Below are 21895 nucleotides of genomic sequence, written 5' to 3' on the forward strand. Positions count from 1 at the left end.
AGGCCTCTTTTGTTATTTCACCTTTGGAGTTCACAGGATTTAAATATTTAGCAAGACAAACATTAGGTGTTCAATTTTTTAAAGTGTGAACACTTGTTGTTTTTGTCTAAATTTTAACAGCTGATAATCAATGTGTTATAAGTATCAAGAAATGTCCAATAGCGGAATTTGAACATCTTAGTGTTGATAATCAATGTGTTATAATATTAAGCCTCCGAAAGTTGAACACCCCTTTTTCAAAAATTGAACACCAAAAAACACCAACAAAAAAGCCGGGTATCCCGGCTTTTGATTTTATAAATTATCTAAGTTTTATGTTCCCGAAGCTCCGGTATCTACTTTAACTTCAAGCGCTGTCCTAACCGCAGTTGGCAAGTTTGAGAGCAGGGTATAACCTGTTGCTGTTTCAATATCTTTGATAGTTGTTATGTACTTGGTCCAGTCGGAGTTGATGGTGTTAACATTAGGGGTATTTACCGCGATAACCCTGGTTGAAGCGGTAACCCTTGCAACGTCGCCGTCACCTTTGGGGATGATCAGGGCTACTTTCCAAACGTTACTTGGTACATTTACGTGGCCATTATTGATCGTATTGGCAGTCCCGTTTGAACCTGTTCCACCTGTACCGTAACTCCCCATAATGATATAAACTTCGTTGCCGGCTGCCACTTGTTCGCGCAGGTAATTTTCAAGATTGGCCCAGGTTTGCTGGTTATTTTGCGGGGCCTGCGGTATCATATTGGTCATCAGGAAGGTTGAGGAATTAGCGTTGGCTGAACTGGTGCGATCGGCCGAGGGACAGTTATGCCCCCTGTCGAACCCGCTGCCCGAATAGCTGTTGCTTTCTACCTGGTACCAACCAGCAGGAATCCCGCTCCAACCTGCAAAATTATCCAAACGACCAGTCGCATTAGTGGTATTGGTCGCGTCAAGGTGCCAGCTTACCCAGTTTGGCTCGCCTTTGGTAGCGTTGTATGATTCTACATAATACTTCTGGTCTATCAGGTAGTTATCCATTGAGGCCAGTGTTGAAAGTGCATTTGAGGGGTTACCGAAAAGCAGGTTGCTGTTATCGCCGCTTGCAGGTGGCGCATCAGCCCCGGCGGTAACGTTCCTTGGTGTTGCAGAATTTGATGTGCCGGTAGTATCGCTGCCGCCGGTATCAGGTATGCCAACGGTGATGCCCGGATCCCCGGTACCCTTAAAGGTAATATCATCAATATTGATGCGGGTTGTGCCTGCTTTTTTGATCTCAAACCTAACTTTACCTGTGACGCTCACTTTAAATGAGTCGGTTACCAGTGTGGTATTGGTTTCAGTAATATCGGTACCTACCTGCGTGTAATTCGCCCCGCCGTCGGTCGACATTAGCAACTGCCAGGTCGATGTGGCATCGCTGCCATATTTACCGTGTTTAATGTATAACGTAGTAAGACCTTTGATATCAAAATTCATGGCGATATCCCCGGTACGGAGCCTTACAGATTTACTGCCATCCTTAAGGTCGGCAGCGAGGTTACCTATCAGCGCATCGCTAAAATTCCAGCTTCCGGTGCTTAGGGTTACATCGGCTGCCGCGTAGGCGGTTTTACTTCCCTGTTCAAAACCTTCGGTAATGGAATAAGGAACCGGCGCAGGAGGGTTTACTGTGGTATCGCCGGTTTTTGGCGGAGTAGGCGAGTTTTTAAGGTCTTTGGAACATCCGGCAAAGGTTAAAGCTAAGCCCAGGCCGATAAGTAGGTTGTTAATTTTCATAGTGTGTTTTTTATGATAGATAAATACAATGCACAGCAAATGCGTTTACGCTGTGCAAATTTTAAAACCGGAAAGATTTAGGGAGAATTAAAAGAAACAGGAATACGCATTCACACGCTTCTGTTGGATATTATTGTGCCTTTACAAGGCCGGTGCAGTGCTTGCACACTAATAATTAAAACTTAAATATTACCGTCACCGGCTTTGGCAGTTGCCATAAGCACCATATCACCGTTCAAAATTGAACTTTATGTATTTAATTTAGGTTAAATCAATGTTAGTAAATAGGTTTTGAATAGTAACTTTTCAGTTGCAAAGCAGTGGTATAAACAACACCTGCCGGGTTGGTGCTTGATTGTAAAGGATTGATTTTTAAAATAAAAATCCCTTATGCCGGTTAAGGTATAAGGGATTTATCCGCCTGTTGTTATGTTAACTTATTGTTTTGGCTTGCCATCAGCGTCAAGTTCAACAATCGGGTAGCCCAGTTTTTGCAGGCCCGGATAGATCCTTGCCTTATCCCCAACAACCAGGATGATCATGTTATCAGGATTGAGGTATTTTGAAGCAAGCCCATTGATCTCGGCAGGAGTTATGGTTGATAAGATCTTGTTTTGCTCATCAACAAAAGTAGGTTTAAGGCCGTACTCCTGGATGCGTGATAAAAACGCCGCCTTTTGCGCGTTGGTTTCATAACGGCGGGCATCACTCTGGCCGATAGAAGTTTGGGTGAACTTCAATTCTTCGGGTGTAATCCCTGTTTTTTGATAATTGGTGATCTCCTTCATAAACTCAACCACCGAGCTATCGGTAGCCGTAGCCAATACGCCGGCCGCGGCGGTGAAGTCGCCACCATATCTACCCGAACTGAAAGATGAACGGGCACCATATGTCCAGCCTTTTTTCTCACGCAGGTTAAGATTGATGTGACTGTTGAATGCGCCGCCTAAAATGTAGTTGGCAATGTTCAACTTATAATAATCGCCAGTTGGATCATAGTTTAGTTTATCCAAATACCCGATACGGATCTCAGATTGTGCCGCGCCCGGGATATCAACCAGGTATAAAGTGGTTTTATCAAATGTTTTACCCTCAGCAGGAGCCGGGATGGTCACCTTTTTATCCTTCCAGGTATTGAGGAAAGCGAGCGCGCTTTTTGCAGATGCCTCGCTAACATCGCCTACCACAACAATTTTGGTTAACGATGGTGAAAAGTTTTTATCGTAATAGTCCTGAACATCCTGCAACGTTATACCCGCAACAGTTTCTTCATTACCGCCTGCAGCGTAAGTGCGTACGTTATCGGTACCATAAAGGATTTTGCTGTAAACTGTGCTGGCTACGCCTGCAGGTTGGGTTTTAGCTTGTTTAAAGCCTTCCAAAGTTTGCTTCTTGATTCTGTCGAGCGCATCCTGGGTGAATTTAGGGTGATATAACCTTTCTTCGAGCAGGGACATTGTCTTGCCCAGGTTTTTGGTAAGCGACGATACCTCAGCATCAATCTGATCTAAACTGGCATAAAAAGTGATACTGCTGCCCAGTTTATCCAGTTCGGAGTTGAAATCTTCGGCAGTGTATTTCTGCGTTTCTTCATTCATCATGCGGCCAACAATACCTGCCAGGCCTGCTTTTGATGGGTTGTTGATGGCAAACAAACCACCGCCTTTAATAGAGATCGACATAGATACCGATGGGATCTCGTTATTTTGAGTACCGATGATATTGATGCCATTTGGTGTATTGGCCGACCATATAGCCGGAACTTTAATGGCCGGGTTAGGGCCAACGCCCGGTTTTGCGGCACGATCAAAACTATCTTTAGGCTTGTGATAGGTTAAACCATTATAGCCATAATCCGGTGCTTTGTAACCTGTGGTATCAACAGTAAAATTATCGGGTGCTACAGGCTGCAGGTTACCGCCCTTAGGCAATACGCTTAATATTACAGCTGGTTTCCCTTTAATGTACTGGTTATAAACGCGCATCACATCCTCTTTGGTAACCGCGCGGATAGCAGCAAGTTCGCGGCCAATTTGGTTAGGGTTACCGGTAAAGGTTTGCGCCTGCGCCAGTTCAGATACCTTACCGCTTACGCTCGATAAGCTGTTGATATAATCGGCTTCGGCAGTGGCTTTAAAGCGGGCCAGGTCATCGTCACTTACACCTTTTTTCTCAAACTCGGCTAATGACTCATCGACCAGTTTTTTGGCATCAGCCAGCGTTTGACCAGGGAAAGGTATAACCCGCATGCTGATCTCACCGGCCAGTTCGGTATTGGATGAACTCATGGTGGCCTGTGCCGCTTTACGGGTTTTTACAAAGTTTTTGTAAAATATAGAATTGCGGCCCTGTCCGATGATAGCCGACAAAGCATCAAGAGGCGACATGTCCTTATCATAGATCTTAACGCCCGGATAGCTTACAGACAACAAGGGGAACTTGGCGTAATTATCTGTGTAGGATACATACCTGTCGGCTTTTAACACAGGTGCAGGTAAAGACATATTCTTTACCACTGGCCCTCTTGGGATCCCGCCGAAATATTTGCTCACCCAGGCTAAGGTTTGTTTTGGGTTAAGATCGCCGCCAATGGTTAGCGTGGCATTATTAGGGCCGTACCATCTCAGGAAAAAGTTTTTAAGATCGTTTACTCCTACTTTATTCAGCTCCTCGATATAGCCAATGGTAAGCCATGAATAAGGGTGGCCGTATGGATAAAGTGTTTTTGATGCATACTGGCTAACTAAACCGTACGGGCGGTTATCGTAGTTTTGCCCGCGTTCGTTTTTTACGGTTGCGCGCTGCACCTCAAATTTTTGCTGGGTGACAGCATCGAGCAGGAAGCCCATCCTGTCCGACTCCAGCCAGAGCATTTTTTCCAGCTGATTAGCCGGTACGGTTTCATAATAGTTGGTACGGTCGCGGTTAGTTGATCCGTTTAGGGTGCCGCCGGCTTCGGTAATGATCTTAAAATGGTCGCCATTGGCTACATGATCTGATCCCTGGAACATCATGTGCTCAAAGAAGTGAGCGAAACCCGATTTACCGATCTCCTCACGCGCCGAACCTACGTGATAGGTGATATCCACGTGAACCAGCGGATCGGAGTGATCTTCGGCCAAAATAACCGTAAGGCCATTGGGTAATACATATTTTTCATAGGGGATCACCAGCTCGGTTCCCTTACGGGTAACCTTTTCAATAAGCTTTGGTTGCGCGGCGGTTTGGGCAACCGCGTTAAACGCCAGTACAGCAATTGATGGAGTGATCAATGCGTGCTTTAAAAGTTTGATCATTTGTGTTAATTGTTTAAGTATTAGTCAGTCAACCGGTGTTTCGTTTGGTAAACACCGGAACCACTATATTAAGCAATTTATACTACTGGTTAATATTGTTGCGATGTAATTTGATTGGTGTAACGAATTTGTGACGGGTGGGTGGCGTGCATTTTTCAATTCCCTCCCTGAAAGTTTAAGTTAACCCGCAAAATAATGGTCAAATAGCTGTTGCCAATTTAGTAATCAGCTTAGTTGAACCCCTCTGGGGTTCGGATAAGGGTAGGATGCTATTCTATTCTACAAACCTTTTCCCCCTCTGGGGGACTTTTACAATTTAATAGACTGGTATTACTTTAGACGCGCTTAAAAACAGGTGCACCAGAGGTGCAAAAGGTTTGTAGCGTGAAAAATAGAAATATCCTTTGCCTCAGAGGGGCAAAACAACACACCTTGCTGATTATACAACAAACAATTTTGTGGGAATAGAGGCGGGGCACAAGAAAAGAGCGACGGCAGGGACGGCTGCTGCATGTTTAGCAAAGATGCTGAAACAAGCCCTGCACCTCAATGTCATTAATTTAAAAAAAAGACAAGTTGCACCAGAGGTGCAAAAGGTTTGTAGCATGGAAAATAGAAATATCCTTTGCCCCAGAGGGGCAAAACAACACACCTTGCTGATTATGCGACAAATAATTTTGTAGGCATAGAAGCTGGCGCGCAAGAAAAGAGCGACGGCAGGGGTGTGTTTCTGCTGCGTACTTACCAAAATGGTGAAACCTCTCCCCACACCCTTCTCGAGAGAGGAATCGCACATTCCCAGGCTTTTAAAAGCTTCAGAAACCAACATAACAAAAAATGGGTACCCAAACAAGTACCCATTTCATTAAAATTATTGTATGGCCTATCTCCAGCCGCCGCCCACAGCCTGGTATAAATTAACCGAGCTTAAGAAAATATCCCGCTTAATACCGGCCAGCTCAAGTTCGGCATCAAGTACGCTGCGTTGCGCGGTGATGATCTCCAAATAATTGGCCCGGCCAACAAGGTATAAATCGTTAGCTACAGACAATGCATTGTTTAGCGATTGCAGCTCCTGTTGCTTAAATTCAAAAGCACGGTTAAAATTCTCTATTCCGCTCAAATTATTCTTCACTTCCTGAAAACCGGAAAGGATACTTTTTTGATAATTGTACACCGCTATTTTCTGCTCAGCTATAGTTCGCTCGTATTCGGCTTTGATGGCCTTGCGGTTAAAGATAGGAGCGGTGATGCCTCCTAAAATACCATAAGTAAATGAAGCCGGATCAAATAACAAGTTTGTCCTGAAACTGTTATAGCCAACATATGGAGTTAAAGTTAAAGTTGGGAGAAAGTTTGCCCTTGCCGCTTTAATGTCCGCGTTCATCGCGGTAAGCTCCAGTTCGGCAGAGCGGATATCCGGCCTGTTTAACAGCATTTGCGACGGAACACCAGTACCAAGTACCACTGGCAGTTTAATTTTCATGATAGAAGTATCCCGTGTTACCGTTCCGGTATAACTCCCTGTTAAAAAGCGAAGCTGATTTTCGGTTTCGGTAATCTGCTGGCGGGTGGTAAACTCCAAACCTTTGGTACGGGCCAATTGCGCCTCAAATTGCTGCACAGCCAATTCCGTAGCGCGGCCGCCCAGTTTTTGGATTTTAACAATCTCTAAGGCATGTTCCTGAAGCCTGATGTTTTTTTTGATGATCCCTAATTCGGTGTCATATGCCAGCAATTGGTAATAAAGCCCTGCAATTTGGGCAGTGAGGGCTGTTGTTACCAGGCGATATCCGCTTTGACTGGCCAGGAAACGGGCAAAGGCGGCCTTTTTATGGTTGTTTAGCTTGCCCCACAGGTCAACCTCCCATGAGCTTTGAAAGCCCAGGAAATAGTTGGGGACAGGATTGGGGATATGCTGATCGCTGTTAATGTTGTTTGAAAAATTAGTGTCGTAATTACCTACGCCGTTTTGGGTATAATCACCATATTTTTCAACCCCGGCGTTGGCGGCCAGGTCTATGGTAGGTAAAAGCTTTGAGGCGTTGAACCGCAGATTGGCCCGCGCGGCCTCAACCCGTTGCAGGGCGCTTAACAGATCGGGGTTTGCTTTAAGGGCTGTGTCAATGAGGTTAACGAGCCTCTGATCGGCAAAAAACTGGCCTATTGGTAAGGCTGCAATTGTTGCAGTATCAGTACTGTTATTGAATGACGACGGCAGATTAGCGGCCACTTCCTGCCCCGTGACCGGTTTATAGCTTTTGCAGCCGGCCATGATCACCATCAAAAGTGCCGTATGGAGTATATAGAAAATTGCTTTTTTTAGCATTGCAGATCTTGATTAATTATTAACGATATCGAGCTCATGGTGAGCTACTTCTGTGGCTGGTTTTTGCTTTTTATTGCGTTCGGCCAAACCTGCAAAAATCACGTATAAGCCCGGAATGAGGATCAAGCCGAAAATAGTTCCCATCAGCATCCCTCCGGCAGCGGCTGTACCAATAGAACGGTTACCCATGGCGCCCGCACCGCTGGCAACACAAAGCGGGATCAAACCGGCTATGAACGCCAGTGATGTCATGAGGATAGGGCGTAAACGGGATACCGCACCTTCAATAGCGGCTTTTAGTACGCTTAATCCTTCTTTTTGCCGCTGGATAGCGAACTCAACTATCAGGATGGCGTTTTTACCTAACAAGCCGATAAGCATTACCAGTGCCACCTGGGCATAAATGTTGTTTTCGAGCCCCGTGATTTTTAGGAAGAAGAACGCGCCGAAAATACCTGTAGGCAATGAAAGGATAACCGGAAGCGGCAATAGGAAACTTTCATACTGGGCAGCCAGTAACAGGTAAACAAAGATCAAACAGATCACAAAAATATAAATAGCCTGGTTACCAGACAGGATCTGCTCGCGCGTCATGCCCGACCATTCAAAGGCATAACCTTTCGGCAATTTTTCGGCAGCAATACGTTCTATAGCTTTAATGGCATCGCCGCTGCTGAAGCCTTTATCGGCGTCACCTGTAACCATGGCCGATGTATACATATTGTAACGGGTAAGCTGTTCTGGTCCAAATACTTTCTCCATTTTAATGAAGGTAGAGAACGGTACCATTTCGCCTTTATCGTTCTTAACCTGCAGGTTTAAAACATCCTCGGGGCGCGAACGGTACTCGGGCGAGGCCTGAACCATCACCTTATACATCTGCCCGAATCTGATGAAATTGGAAGCATAGAAACTCCCCATCAATGTTTGCAGGGTCGACATGGCTTTATCAATCGTAATGCCCTTCTGGGCGGCCGTTTGCTGGTCAACAGAGATCAGGTACTGTGGAAAGTTAGGGTCAAAGCTGGTAAATGCCTCGGCAATCTCCGGCGAAGCGTTAAGCGCATTTACAAAGTTTTTGGTTACATCGGCAGCTTTCTGCAAATCGCCCTGGCCGCTTTTATCAAGTACCCTTATCTCGAAACCGCTGGCGTTACCAAAGCCCGGTACGGTAGGCGGGGGGAAGAACTGGATAGAAGCATCGCCGATATTCTTGGTTTTTGCGGTTAAATCAGCAATGATATCATCTAATGATTCGCTGCGCTCATCCCATGGTTTAAGGTTGATCATGGCCATACCGTATGAAGCGCCGGCAATCTCATTCACTAAACTATAGCCCGAAAGGGTTGAAACCGATTCGATAGATTTCATCGATTTGGTTTTGGCTTCAATCTCTTTCAATACCTGTTCGGTACGCTCAACTGTAGCACCTGCCGGGGTGGTTACGTTCACGTAAAGCATACCCTGGTCTTCGGTTGGGATAAAGCCCGTTGGCAAAATAGCGCTGGTTCCCCAGGTAAGGATGAAGAAACCTGCCAGTAATATCAAAGTAAGACCTTTGCGTGGTGACAGGTAGGTCATGAAGGTAGCATACCTGCCCTGTAACCTGTTGTATTTATCATTAAAGCCACCAAAAAAGCGCTGCATCAGGTTTTTCTTTTTAGGCGCATGGTTGTGCTTTAACATGATAGCACAAAGGGCAGGAGTAAGTGTTAAGGCGTTAATGCCCGATATTACAATAGAGATAGCCAGCGTAAGTGAAAACTGCCGGTAAAACACCCCAACAGGCCCCGACATAAAAGCCACCGGAACAAACACCGCCGACATTACCAATGTAATGGCCACAATAGCACCGCTGATCTCGCGCATGGCGCTGATGGTGGCATCCATGGCGTTCATGTGGTTTTCGGTCATTTTTACGTGCACGGCTTCAACTACTACTATCGCGTTATCTACCACAATACCTATGGCCAATACCAATGCAAAGAGCGTGAGCAGGTTGATAGAGAACCCCAGCATCTGCATAAAAAACAGTGAACCGATGAGAGCTACTGGTACAGCCAAAGCCGGGATCAGTGTAGACCGGAAATCCTGCAGGAAAATGAATACTACAATGAAAACCAATACGAAAGCCTCAACCAGCGTACGTAATACTTCATGTATAGATGCATCCAAAAAACGGGATACATCATAGTTTACGTTAAAGGTCATCCCGGCAGGGAATGAGCTTTCTTTAAGCTCGGCCATGCGGGTTTTAATGTTATTGATCACCTCGCGTGCATTTGAGCCGGGACGTTGTTTTATCATGATTGATGCCGAAGGCTTGCCATCAGTATTGGAAACCATACTGTAGGTCAGGGAACCGAATTCAACATCAGCAATTTCTTTCAATCTTAATACCGAGCCGTCTTCCTCGGCGCGGATCACAATGTTTTCGTATTGTTTAGGCTCAAAGAATTTGCCCGGGTAGCGCAAGACATATTGCAGCATCTGCGGGGTTTTATCTGAGCTTTGGCCGGTTTTGCCCGGCGCGGCCTCCACGTTCTGGGCACGGATGGCATCTATCACCTCATCTGTTGATACCTTGTAGGCCATCATCCTGTCGGGCTTAAGCCATACCCGCATGGAGTATTCTTTGGCGCCCATGATCTCGGCACGGCCTACACCATCAATTCGTTTAAGCTCCTGTAAAACGTTGATATCGGTAAAGTTATAAATGAATTTTTCGTCCATGCTGGTGTCCTGGCTCATGATGTTCAGGTACATCAGCATACTGTTTACTTCTTTTTCTGTAGTAACACCGGCTTTGATCACTTCTTCCGGCATTTCGTCAATAATGGTGGCTACGCGGTTTTGAACGTTAACCGCGGCCTGGTCGGGATCAACCCCAACGTTAAAGTAGATCTGGATCACCGTTAAGCCATCGTTACTGCAAACTGTCGACATGTAGGTCATCCCCGGCACGCCGTTAATGGCACGCTCCAACGGAGTTGCTACAGCCTTGGCACATACCTCGGCATTGGCACCGGTATAGTTGGCCGTTACAGTTACCGATGGCGGCACAATATCCGGGAACTGGGTAACGGGAAGCGTTATCAGCGCCAGCACACCCAGCATGGTAATTATCAATGAAATAACAAGCGACAGCACTGGCCGCTTTATGAAAGTTTCGAACATAGTTTGTTAGGGTAAGTGTACAATAAACCCGTGCCGCGCGTTTTACGCGGCCGGAAAAAGGAAACATCAGCAATAATTATTTCATTGCCAGCAATGAGTCTTTTGCCATTTTCCTTGGTTTAATGATCATGCCATCACGCACGTTCTGTGCTCCCTGATACAAGATCCTGTCGCCTGCTTTTAGGCCGTCTTTCACAATATAATAGGTAGAAAAACGGGTTTGCGGCGAAAAAGCCTGCATGTGCAGTTTATTATCCTTATCAACTATGTATACGTAACTTTTATCCTGGATATCAAATACCGACTGCTGTGGCACCATGACTACGTTATTGGCTTTGGTAGATATGAAAAGCTTACCGGTAGCACCATGCCTCAATAACCTGTTCGGATTGGGGAACTTTGCCCTGAAGTTAATAGAGCCTGTTTTTTGCTCAATTTCGGCCTCTACCGTTTCTATTTCGCCCTGGTAGGGGAAGTCCAGGCCGTCTGCCAATACCAGCTTAACCTTATCACTTGTTTGGCCGGGAGCTGATTCCTTTTTGCGGATGTATTGCAGGTATTCATTTTCCGGGAAGCTGAAATAAGCGTACATGGAGCTGATATCCGACAGGCTGGTAAGCAAGGTGCCTTCATCAATCAAACTGCCCGATTTAAGCGGGATCCTGTCTATGATGCCATCAAACGGCGCATGAATGTAAGTATAAGCCAGTTGGTCTTCGGCGCTTTGCACCATAGAGCGTGCTTCTTCAATGGTCGCGCGGTCTGCACTCATCTTTGATTCAGCAACTTCCAGTTCAGACTTGGATATTACTTTCTTGTCAACCAGTAGTTTAACCCTTGCTACCTCAAGTTCGGTTGCTTTGGCAGCGGCCACGGCATTACTTAACGCGGCTTTAGCTTTTGACAGGTTTACTTTAAATTCCTGGTCGTTAAGCTTAAATAAAAGCTGGCCTTTTTTAACCTGCTTTCCTTCGTCGATGTATATTTTTTCGAGGAAGCCGCGAACGCGCGACCGGATCTCGATGTTTTTTTGTGCCTGGATATCGGCAACGTATGATTTTTGAAGAACGGTATCCTGCGTATTTAACGTAAGTACAGGTAACTGAAGCGTATCGGAAGCGACAGCTTCGTTATTGGTTTTGGCTTTGGTTGAGCAACCCGTGACAAATATGCCGGCGGCCATGGCCAGCAGGGGTATATAAATGATGATCCTTTTCATTTTTTTTCCGGATAGATTATAGGCATAGCAGTGCTAATCACGTACTGTTAGCCAATGTTAAAATTTGATTTGTAAAAACATGGATTTGCCGCAAAGGGCATCGGAAACGGGAGGTGGATCAGAACGGGCTGAGCCTGAAAAGGAAATTGTAATATGCAGGCAAAAAGCCTTTGATGGATTTATTCTGGTTTTGTCGCTTTTCGGCTATCGATATCACATCTGCAAGTAAGGCCTGCTGACCAGGCAATAATGCTGACGAATAATTTACCCGGCTGGGTAAAAAGCGTATGATGGTACGGTTATGGTGTGCTTCGTTAGTATCCGAATCGGGTGAATCATCCTGAACTTCCTGCTGTTGAATTTGACCGATGATCCTTTGATGGGTACGGGAAATTAAATCGGCAGCCGGGCCCGATTTTTTGTAGTGGGTTAAAATTGATTCGGCGTTAGCAGGGGCTACAGCTATTGCAAGCTGGAAAAAAAATAATGCGAAGAATATTTTTTTTATCGTCGGCGCCATGATTGCGAAAATACTAAAATATTTGGAGCTATCGAAATAGGTTTGTATTTTTTTTGATATAAAATGACTTTATTTTTATTTTTTGTCGCTGTTTTTTAGGATTTTATCTTTTTATAACTCAATTTTTACTTCGGTAGTTTTATTTAATGATTTCATAACAGCAAAAACGATTATTTGTTCATGTTTTCTTAATACTGGTTAATAATATAGCTTGCAAGCTTAACTCAACGAATAATTGTATTTTAGCTACATGCTGCATCACGTTATTATTCAATGTGCCTGCCTGTTAGTAGTTATCCTTTTTGTGGTAATGCTTGGGCAAAAAATCAAAATAGCTTATCCCATACTATTGGTTTTAGTCGGTTTACCTCTTGGTTTCGTTCCTTTTCTGAAAGGTATCGAAATACAGCCCGATCTGATCTTTGTTATTTTTCTGCCGCCTTTGTTGTATGAATCGGCGTGGAACACTTCCTGGAAGGATTTCTGGAAATGGCGCAGGGTGATCTCCAGCTTTGCATTCTTGATCGTTATTTTAACTTCATGTTTAATCGCGGTTGTGTCAAACAGCCTGATAGCAGGTTTTACCCTGCCCCTGGGTTTTTTGCTCGGAGGGATCATTTCACCCCCCGACGCGGTGTCGGCAAGTACTATCCTGAAAAATATAAAAGTGCCCAAGCGGTTTATTGCCATTGTTGAGGGTGAAAGCCTGTTGAACGATGCATCAAGTTTAGTGATATTCAGGTTTGCGCTTGCCGCGGTTGTTACCGGCAAATTCGCGTTAGGACAGGCCACGCTAAGTTTTGTACTGGTGATTGTAATGGGTATCGTTATAGGATTGGCAGTAGGTTTGGTTTTTTATACCATACACCGCTGGCTGCCAACTACAGCTAATATTGATATTATCCTTACGTTTATTACACCGTATGCCATGTATATGGCGGCCGAAGAGTTTCACTTTTCGGGAGTGTTGGCTGTAGTAAGCGGCGGTTTGTTCCTGTCGTCACAACGGCACGTGATATTAAGTTACCGCAGCCGGTTACAGGGAGTTAATGTTTGGGAAACAGTAGCTTTTGTTTTAAACGGGTTTGTGTTTATCCTGATAGGGTTAGAGTTTCCGGTAATTATCAAGGCGCTTGGGCCCGAAGGCCTGAAACCGGCGATAAATTATAGCCTCATTATAACCGGTGTGCTGATAGTGGCCCGTTTAGCCAGTACTTTTGGGGCCTCTGTATTTACCGTATTCATTAGCCGTTACATCACTACAGCCGATCCGAGCCCGGGCTGGAAGGGTCCATTATTGTTAGGCTGGGCAGGTATGCGGGGTGTGGTTTCACTTGCCGCAGCCTTGAGTATCCCTGAACTTTTACCGTCAGGCGTCGCCTTCCCTCAACGCAACCTCATCTTGTTTATCACCTTTGTAGTGATCATGTTTACCCTGGTGGTTCAGGGCCTTACGTTGCCCTTATTGGTGAAGTTTGTAAATATGCCCGATCGTGATTATATAGGTTCGCACGAGCAGCAAAAGCAATTAGTCAGGAAGAAGTTATCTAAGCTGGCATTACAAATACTTGAAGATAAATATGCCGACAGATTAGACGGTAACGATATGATCAAAGCATTTAGGTTAAGACTGAGTGCTGACATGGAACTGCTGAAAGACTGGGAAAAAGATGGCAGTGAACAACGCGCCGATAATTTTTATCATGACTATCGCATGATTTTAAACGATGTGATGGATCAGCAGCGGGCCTTGTTACTTACACTGAATAAAAAAGAAAACATCAGCGATGATATTGTAAAGCAGCAATTGGATCTGCTTGATTTGGAAGAAGAGAAATTAAGGCAGCATTTTGAGGTGGTATAGATTATTATTTCTTTCATGCATAATGGCTACTTTTGCCGCTCTATATACATCAAACTATAATGAACTGGGATCAACTGTTATCGGCAAAACGCTGGGGTTACGAGGATAAATATATTGCAAACCATATCGATGCACGATCGGAGTTTCAGCGGGATTACGACCGGATCATTTTTTCATCACCCTTCAGGAGGTTACAAAACAAAACCCAGGTATTCCCTTTACCCGGAAGCATTTTTGTACATAACCGGCTTACTCATAGTTTGGAGGTAGCCAGTGTGGGCCGCTCGTTAGGGCGGATGCATTTTAACAGGATGCTTAAAGAAGATCCTGATGTAGAAAAGAAATATCCGCTGATCAGTGAGATCGGTAATATGGTGGCTGCCGCCTGCTTAGCCCATGATTTGGGTAATCCCGCCTTTGGCCATTCGGGCGAATCAGCCATTTCACATTATTTTGCCGAAGGAGCGGGTAAGGATTATAAGGATGCTGTTACAGCTCAGCAATGGGAAGATCTCACTCATTTTGAGGGTAACGCCAATGCTTTGAGATTATTGACGCATCCGTTTGCAGGTAAAGGCCGGGGGAGTTTGGCATTAACTTATTCTACCATCGCTTCTATTGCAAAATACCCGTGTTCATCTCTCGCCGGGCATAAAAAGGGTATCATCTACCGAAAGAAATATGGTTTCTTCGCTTCCGAGCAACATGACTTTGAAAAGATAGCCAATGATTTGGGTTTGATCAGGGTAGAGGGAGATGAACTTATTTACAAAAGGCATCCATTAGTATATCTTGTTGAGGCAGCTGACGATATTTGCTACAATGTCGTTGATCTGGAAGATGCCCATCGCCTTAAAATACTCTCTTATGAGGAGGTGAAGACATTGTTGATGCCGTTGTGTACTATTCCCAGGATGGAAGAGCGACTGGAAGAGTTTGATGATACTGATGCTAAAGTTGGCTATTTGAGGGCAATAGCAATAAATACCTTGGTAAATCAATGTTCAAACCTGTTTTATGGCAAACAGGAAGAGATCATGAATGGTGATTTTAATTCGGCACTGATGGATGCGATTGAAGAACCGCTCCGGTCTGCCATGAAAGCGATCGAAAAGGTTTCTGTAAAAAAGATCTACAACTATAGTTCGGTAGTACAAAAGGAAGTTGCCGGTTATAAGGTAATGGGTGGTTTATTGGAAGAGTTTGTCCCTGCTTATTTAAAGAATAATTCAAAATACCACGAGAAACTGATCGAACTGATCCCTAAACAGTTTTTAACCAAAGCCAATGACGATTATTCAAAGATCCAGACCGTTCTTGACTTTGTTTCGGGCATGACCGATCTGTATGCTGTTGAATTGTTTAGAAAAATCAAAGGGATTTCGTTCCCGTCGATGAGCTGATATACACGAATGGCTTTGCGAGGTGTAATAATTCGTGCAAATAATAGTTATTATTGCTTACTATGCCGAAAGAGATCCGACCTGTACAAATGCATACCATGGAGCAATTGCTTGCTCCGCTTGGTGTTACCAGTCAGCATAAAGGTCTGCATGTGATGTCGTTTAACCCCGAAGATGTTGAGGTCCCCATTCTGCACCCCTTCCGGTCAGATCATTTCTTTTTAACGCTGGTCCATGAAGGCGAGCTTTCAATCAATGCTAATCTTTTGGAGTATAAGGTAAAAAAGAACAATATGCTGATGATAGCGCCTAATACGGTCCGTCAGTTTCAGAATGTTTCGCCGGATTGCAGGCTCACTTCTGTAATATTTACCTCGGCGTATTTATCTGCTACCAGTATCCACACTAAAAATGTAGAAGCATTTGATTTTTTATCGTCGCAGGTGAACCCCTTGTTGGTTATCGATCAGGAATCAAAGGATACACTTACATCAATCCTGAATATTCTTGAAAGTAAAATAGAGGGCCGTAATGATCTGGCATTCCAGGATGAAGTTTTGTTAAACATTTTTACGGGTTTTATTTATGAGATAGGTGCTTTATATCAAAAACAACAAGCATTTGGGGAGGTAAAGGGTACACGAAAGGAAGAACTGACTTTTCGTTTTCTAAAAATCCTTCCGCAGCATTTTAAGGAGGAAAGAAGCGTACAGGCTTATGCTGCCATGCTGAATATCACCCCTAAATATCTTTCGCAAACTGTAAAGGAAATAACCGGCAAAACCGCCGGCGAGTTTATTGATGAGATTGTGATCATGGAAGCTAAAGTAGCGCTTAACGATCCGGCATTAACGATAGCTCAAATTGCTACCTATCTCAATTTTGCCGATCAGTTCTTTTTCAGCAAATTCTTCAAAAAACAATGCGGTACCAGTCCCAGTAAGTACCGTCAAACGCCTTAACGGGCATGTGCCTCCCTTCGAGATTCTTCCCAGCCTGCTCTCCTTGCTCCGCATTCGGTAATATACTATCTGTTGTAATTTTAATCGCAAATTAAAAGTATTGTTGCAACACTGTAATTATTATTACCATTCTATTACAATGTTTTTAGTAAAAACGACTTTTTGACATATTGCGCCATCCTTTAAACATTCTGCAAAAACGATAATTGAGCCACTTTTGCCCTGTCATCAGTTGTTGATGCAGCCGGGTGTAATAGTGTGCCCGGTTAAACGCCAGGTTTGTTTATGCCGATAAGGGACACAGGTGCCGAACAATTAATTAAGGACACCGCTAAACACATTTTTTTTGCCGAGGGCCGACTCCATGCCAATACCCAGGATATTGCCGACGCGGCCGGTGTAAGCCGCACCTTATTAAATTACTATTTCCGCACTAAGGATGTTTTAATTGAACAGGTGTTTAAGGAAGCTATGCTTGCTCTAACAACCCGTCTTGATGCCGTTATGGCATCCGACATGCCATTTAAAAGCAAGGTTGAAAGCTTTATAGAATTGTTTTTAACCGAAGCAAACGATTATCCCTACCAGGAAACCTTCCTGATCACCGAGATTAATACAAACATCTGTAAGTACACAAACGAGGCTTGGCCGCATCATATCAATAAGTTCATGGAGCAGATCAGCGCCGAAATGGAAGCGGGTAATATTGAACGGATGAACCCCATGCATTTTGTGCTGAACCTGTTTTCGCTGATGTCATACCCGCTTATCATGGGGCCTATATATAAGAAGGCCTTCAACCTGAGCAATGAAAGTTATACCTGTCTCATTAACGAACGAAAGAAGATGATCTGTAAAATGATTTTCAAGTAAAAAATTTATCCGGTGATTAACGCAATCGTCAAACAAAATAATTTAACATATATCACAATGTCTTCAATATCAATTCACTCCAATAACTACAAGTTAATATTTATGAAAAATACAGTTCAACTGTTAACCGGCTTTGGGGCCGCCTTAATTCTATTGTCGTCATGCGGCGGCAGCCAAAACCAGGGTGGTGCTATGGCTGCGGGAGCTCCCCAGCCACCGCAAAGCTACCCGGTTTTTAAAATCAGTTTACATGACGCCACGCTGAACAGCGAATACCCTGCCACGCTCCAGGGGCAGCAAAATATAGAGATCCGTCCTAAAGTTGATGGTTATGTAGATAAGATCTACATTGACGAGGGCAGCGTTGTAAAAAAGGGCCAGCTGCTTTTTAAGCTCAGCGCGCCGCAATACGCCCAGGACGTAAACACCGCGACGGCAGCCATAGCCAGTGCCGAAGCTGATGTAAGCGCTGCCCAACTGCAGGTTAACAAAACCAGGCCGTTGGTTGAAAAAGATATCATCAGCCATTATGAGCTTGAATCGGCCGAGTACACATTAAAAGCCCGCAAGGCCACCCTCGCCCAGGCAAAAGCCAGTTTGGCAAACGCCAAAACTAATTTAGGTTATACGGTAATAACCAGCCCGGTTGATGGCGTGGTAGGGGCCATTCCTTATAAATTAGGTAGCCTCATCACCGGTTCAACCGCGCAGCCATTAACAACAGTATCTAATATCGGTAAGGTGTATGCCTACTTCGCGCTGAATGAAAAGCAGCTGCTTGATTTTTCGAGAACGGTAAAAGGAAAAACCATGAATGAAAAGCTGGCCAACACGCCGCCTGTTTCACTGGTATTGCCGGATGGCAGCACCTATGCCGAAAAAGGTAAAGTGGAAACCATCAGCGGTTTAATTAATACCGAAACCGGATCGGCAAGTTACCGGGCAGCATTCCCTAACCCTGTTGGCCTGATCCGCAGCGGCGGAAGTGCTACTATACAGATCCCCCAGACTGTAAAAGATGCCGTGCTGATCCCTCAAAAGGCCGCTTATGAGCTGCAGGGAAAGCATTTTGTTTACGTGGTTGACGGCAAAGGAGCGGTTAAAAATACCGAAGTGAGCGTTATGGACCTCACCACAGGCCAATATTATGTAGTTACCGAGGGCCTTAAGGCAGGTGATACCATTATTACCGATGGCGCAGGCAGTTTAAAAGACGGTATGGTTATCAAACCGGAAGTACAGGAAAACGCCGTGGTATATAAAGATCTAAAATAATTTTCACAACACCGGCCGGATTCCTTTTTACCCGGCATCAACATAAACAATATGTTACGTACATTCATTGAACGACCAGTACTATCTACCGTAATATCGGTAATTATAGTCATACTGGGTGTCCTGGGCCTTACAACCTTGCCCATATCAGAATACCCCGATATAGCACCGCCTACAGTGCAGGTATCCGCGTCATACCAGGGCGCTAATGCCGAAGTGGTAATGAAAAGTGTTATCGTACCGCTCGAAGAGCAAATTAACGGCGTGGAGAACATGACTTACATGACCTCTACTGCAAGTAATGACGGCAGTGCTGTTATCACTGTTTATTTTAAACAAGGTACCGACCCCGACCTGGCGGCGGTAAACGTGCAGAACAGGGTGTCAAAAGCCACCAGTTTATTACCGGCCGAAGTTACAAAGGCGGGTGTTACCACCAGTAAACGGCAAAGCAGTATGGTGATGGTATTTTCCCTGTCGAGCGATAATAAAAGCTACGACGAGAAATTTTTGCAAAACTATGCCAACATTAACGTGCTGCCGCAGATCAAGCGTATCAGCGGTGTAGGTGACGCGTCATCATTTGGCATACAGGATTATTCCATGCGTATTTGGTTAAAGCCTGATGTAATGGCCACCTACGGCCTTGTACCGGATGATGTGAACAGCGCCCTGGCCGAGCAGAACATTGAAGCAGCGCCGGGTAAAGTAGGAGAGAACGATAACCAGTCGTTCCAGTATGTATTGAAATATAAAGGCAGGCTTACCAGTGTGCCCGAGTTTGAAAACATTGTGATCCGCTCATCAACTAAGGGGCAGCTGTTGCGCCTGAAAGATATAGCGAGGGTTGAGCTTGGCGCGCAAAGTTATGCCAATGCTACTACCATGAATGGTAAACCTGCAGTAGCTATAGCCATTTATCAAACCGCTGGTTCAAACGCGCATGAGTTAATTAAAAACTGCGAGCAGACCATTGAGGCTGCGTCGAAAACGTTCCCCGCGGGCATTAGCTATACTTCCCTTTTTAGTGTTAATGACTTTTTAGATGCCTCGATAGAAAAAGTTGTGCACACCCTGATTGAAGCATTTGTACTGGTGTTTATCGTAGTGTTCGTATTCCTTCAGGATTTCCGTTCTACGCTGATCCCGGCTATTGCGGTGCCTGTGGCTATTGTGGGTACTTTTTTCTTTCTACAACTGTTTGGTTTTACCATTAACCTGCTCACCCTGTTTGCTATGGTGCTGGCTATTGGCATAGTGGTGGATGATGCCATTGTGGTGGTTGAGGCCGTGCACGCCAAGCTCGATCATGGGGCTAAATCGGCAAAAGCGGCTACAATCAGCGCCATGAATGATATCAGCGGGGCTATAGTATCTATCACATTGGTAATGGCTGCCGTGTTTATCCCGGTAACGTTCATTACCGGTTCAACCGGGGTGTTTTATAAACAGTTTGGTTTAACGCTTGCTGTCGCGATTTTTATATCAGCAGTAAACGCTTTAACATTAAGCCCTGCATTGTGCGCGCTGTTATTGAAACCGCATCCCGAAGGCGAGCATCATAAAACTGGCCTGTTACAAAGATTTTATACCGCTTTTAATACCAGTTTTGATACAATTACCCGCAAGTACAAAAAATCTGTAAGCTTTCTTGCGGCCAAAAAATGGCTCTCGATTGCCGGCATTGCGGTTTTTGGGCTGATATTCTGGTTCCTGTTAAAAACAACGCCATCGGGCTTTGTGCCTAATGAAGATCAGGGTTTTATTATTGGTGATATCTCATTGCCGCCTGCCGCGTCATTGGAGCGTACTACCGAGGTTATCGACAAAGTATCAGGTATAGTAAGGTCCCTGCCCGAAGTGGAATCGACTATCAGGGTTGCCGGCCAGGGTATACTGAGCGGCGCGGGCGGTTCATATGGCTTAATCATGGTTAAGCTGAAACCCTGGGACAAACGCACGGCCAAAGGGTCTGATGTGAACACCGTTATCGGTAAGCTATTTGGCATGACAGCCGGAATTAAAGGTGCTACCGTCCTGTTCTTTGCCCCGCCAACTTTACAAGGGTTTGGTAACAGCAGCGGTTTCGAGTTCCAGGTGCAGGACAAAACCGGCGGTGACATTGTGAAATTTGCTGAAATAAACGGCAAGTTCCTGGGCGCATTAAACCAGCGTCCCGAAATTCAATATGCGTCTACGTTTTTCAATACCAACTTTCCACAGTTTTTGGTTGATGTTAACGTGGCTAAATGTAAGGATGCCGGTATTACTGTAAACTCGGTATTAAGCGCTTTACAGGGATATTTTGGCGGTGTTTATGCCTCCAACTTTAATGAGTTTGGTAAGCAATACCGGGTAATGATCCAGGCAGATGCCGCTTACAGGGGTACCACCGGCAGCCTGAACAACATGTATGTGCGCAATGCCAATAATACCATGGCACCCATATCTGAGTTTGTTACGCTGAAAAAGGTTTACGGCCCCGAATCAGTTAACCGTTTTAACCTGTTTACTTCTATTTCGGTAAACGGCGCTCCGAAACCGGGCTTCAGCACGGGCGATGCCATTAAAGCCATACAGGAAGTGGGTGCAAAGACATTGCCTGCCGGCTATGGGTTCGAGTTTTCGGGCCTTACCCGCGAGGAGATTGCCAGCGGCAGCCAAACTATTTTTATTTTCCTGCTGTGTTTAGTGTTTGTATACTTCTTATTAAGTGCGCAGTACGAGAGCTATATCCTGCCATTTGCTGTATTACTGTCACTGCCTATAGGTTTGGCCGGCGCGTTCATTTTCGCCAGGATCTTCGGCATCCAAAACAATATTTATTTGCAGATCACCCTCATTATGCTCATCGGTCTGTTAGCCAAAAACGCTATCCTGATAGTTGAGTTTGCAGTAGCCCGCAGGCGAAACGGCGAAAGCATTGTGCAGGCCGCTATTGATGGCTCGGTTGCCCGTTTAAGGCCTATTTTGATGACATCTTTCGCATTTATACTGGGCTTAGTCCCGCTAATGATTGCATCAGGAGCAGGTGCCGAAGGTAACCGCTCAATAGGTACAGGCGCTGTAGGCGGGATGTTGATCGGTACCATATTCGGTGTGTTTGTGATCCCGGTACTGTTCATCATCTTTCAGTCGCTCCAGGAACGCGTAAGCGGTAAACCTGCCGGGAAAGAAATAGAGATTGAGACCGAAACGGTAGCCTGAACGCAAAATTTTAAG

General features: G+C 45.0%; 12 protein-coding genes. 6 read left to right on the plus strand and 6 right to left on the minus strand.

What is annotated here, in order from left to right; translation table 11 throughout:
* Window positions 1–312 precede the first annotated feature (312 nt).
* The 6 genes from MusilaSJ_RS00580 to MusilaSJ_RS00605 form a co-directional block, all read right to left on the minus strand.
* Window positions 313–1755 carry a DNA/RNA non-specific endonuclease gene (locus MusilaSJ_RS00580; protein ID WP_274988136.1) on the minus strand — a complete coding sequence of 481 codons (1443 nt, stop codon included), beginning with the start codon at window positions 1753–1755 and terminating at the stop codon, window positions 313–315.
* Between the two features lie 437 nt (window positions 1756–2192).
* Window positions 2193–5051 carry a M16 family metallopeptidase gene (locus MusilaSJ_RS00585; RefSeq protein WP_274988137.1) on the minus strand — a complete coding sequence of 953 codons (2859 nt, stop codon included), beginning with the start codon at window positions 5049–5051 and terminating at the stop codon, window positions 2193–2195.
* A gap of 883 nt (window positions 5052–5934) precedes the next feature.
* Window positions 5935–7380, minus strand: a complete 1446-nt coding sequence (locus MusilaSJ_RS00590; RefSeq protein WP_274988138.1) for a TolC family protein — start codon at window positions 7378–7380, stop codon at window positions 5935–5937.
* A gap of 12 nt (window positions 7381–7392) precedes the next feature.
* Window positions 7393–10557: an efflux RND transporter permease subunit gene (locus MusilaSJ_RS00595; protein WP_274988139.1), complete on the minus strand. Its 3165-nt coding sequence runs from the start codon at window positions 10555–10557 to the stop codon at window positions 7393–7395.
* Window positions 10558–10633: 76 nt separating this feature from the next.
* Window positions 10634–11776 (minus strand): efflux RND transporter periplasmic adaptor subunit, encoded by a 1143-nt coding sequence (locus MusilaSJ_RS00600; RefSeq protein ID WP_274988140.1) that lies wholly within the window; start codon window positions 11774–11776, stop codon window positions 10634–10636.
* 118 nt (window positions 11777–11894) lie between these two features.
* Window positions 11895–12296, minus strand: coding sequence for a hypothetical protein (locus tag MusilaSJ_RS00605; protein ID WP_274988141.1), 402 nt, complete (start codon window positions 12294–12296; stop codon window positions 11895–11897).
* Between the two features lie 250 nt (window positions 12297–12546).
* On the opposite strand from MusilaSJ_RS00605, the gene MusilaSJ_RS00610 reads away from it, so the two are divergent.
* The 6 genes from MusilaSJ_RS00610 (at window position 12547) to MusilaSJ_RS00635 (ending at window position 21880) form a co-directional block, all read left to right on the plus strand.
* On the plus strand, window positions 12547–14160 hold the full coding sequence (locus MusilaSJ_RS00610) for a Na+/H+ antiporter (protein ID WP_274988142.1): 1614 nt from the start codon (window positions 12547–12549) through the stop codon (window positions 14158–14160).
* 59 nt (window positions 14161–14219) lie between these two features.
* Window positions 14220–15563, plus strand: a complete 1344-nt coding sequence (locus tag MusilaSJ_RS00615) for a deoxyguanosinetriphosphate triphosphohydrolase (protein ID WP_274988143.1) — start codon at window positions 14220–14222, stop codon at window positions 15561–15563.
* A gap of 62 nt (window positions 15564–15625) precedes the next feature.
* Entirely contained in the window at window positions 15626–16525 is a 900-nt protein-coding gene (locus tag MusilaSJ_RS00620) for an AraC family transcriptional regulator (RefSeq protein ID WP_274988144.1), read from the plus strand.
* A 285-nt stretch (window positions 16526–16810) separates the two neighbouring features.
* Window positions 16811–17398: a TetR/AcrR family transcriptional regulator gene (locus tag MusilaSJ_RS00625; RefSeq protein ID WP_274988145.1), complete on the plus strand. Its 588-nt coding sequence runs from the start codon at window positions 16811–16813 to the stop codon at window positions 17396–17398.
* 102 nt (window positions 17399–17500) lie between these two features.
* On the plus strand, window positions 17501–18673 hold the full coding sequence (locus tag MusilaSJ_RS00630; protein ID WP_274988146.1) for an efflux RND transporter periplasmic adaptor subunit: 1173 nt from the start codon (window positions 17501–17503) through the stop codon (window positions 18671–18673).
* A gap of 51 nt (window positions 18674–18724) precedes the next feature.
* Window positions 18725–21880: an efflux RND transporter permease subunit gene (locus tag MusilaSJ_RS00635; protein ID WP_274988147.1), complete on the plus strand. Its 3156-nt coding sequence runs from the start codon at window positions 18725–18727 to the stop codon at window positions 21878–21880.
* The last annotated feature ends 15 nt before the right edge of the window (window positions 21881–21895 follow it).

This window comes from Mucilaginibacter sp. SJ (assembly GCF_028993635.1).
Lineage (GTDB): Bacteria > Bacteroidota > Bacteroidia > Sphingobacteriales > Sphingobacteriaceae > Mucilaginibacter.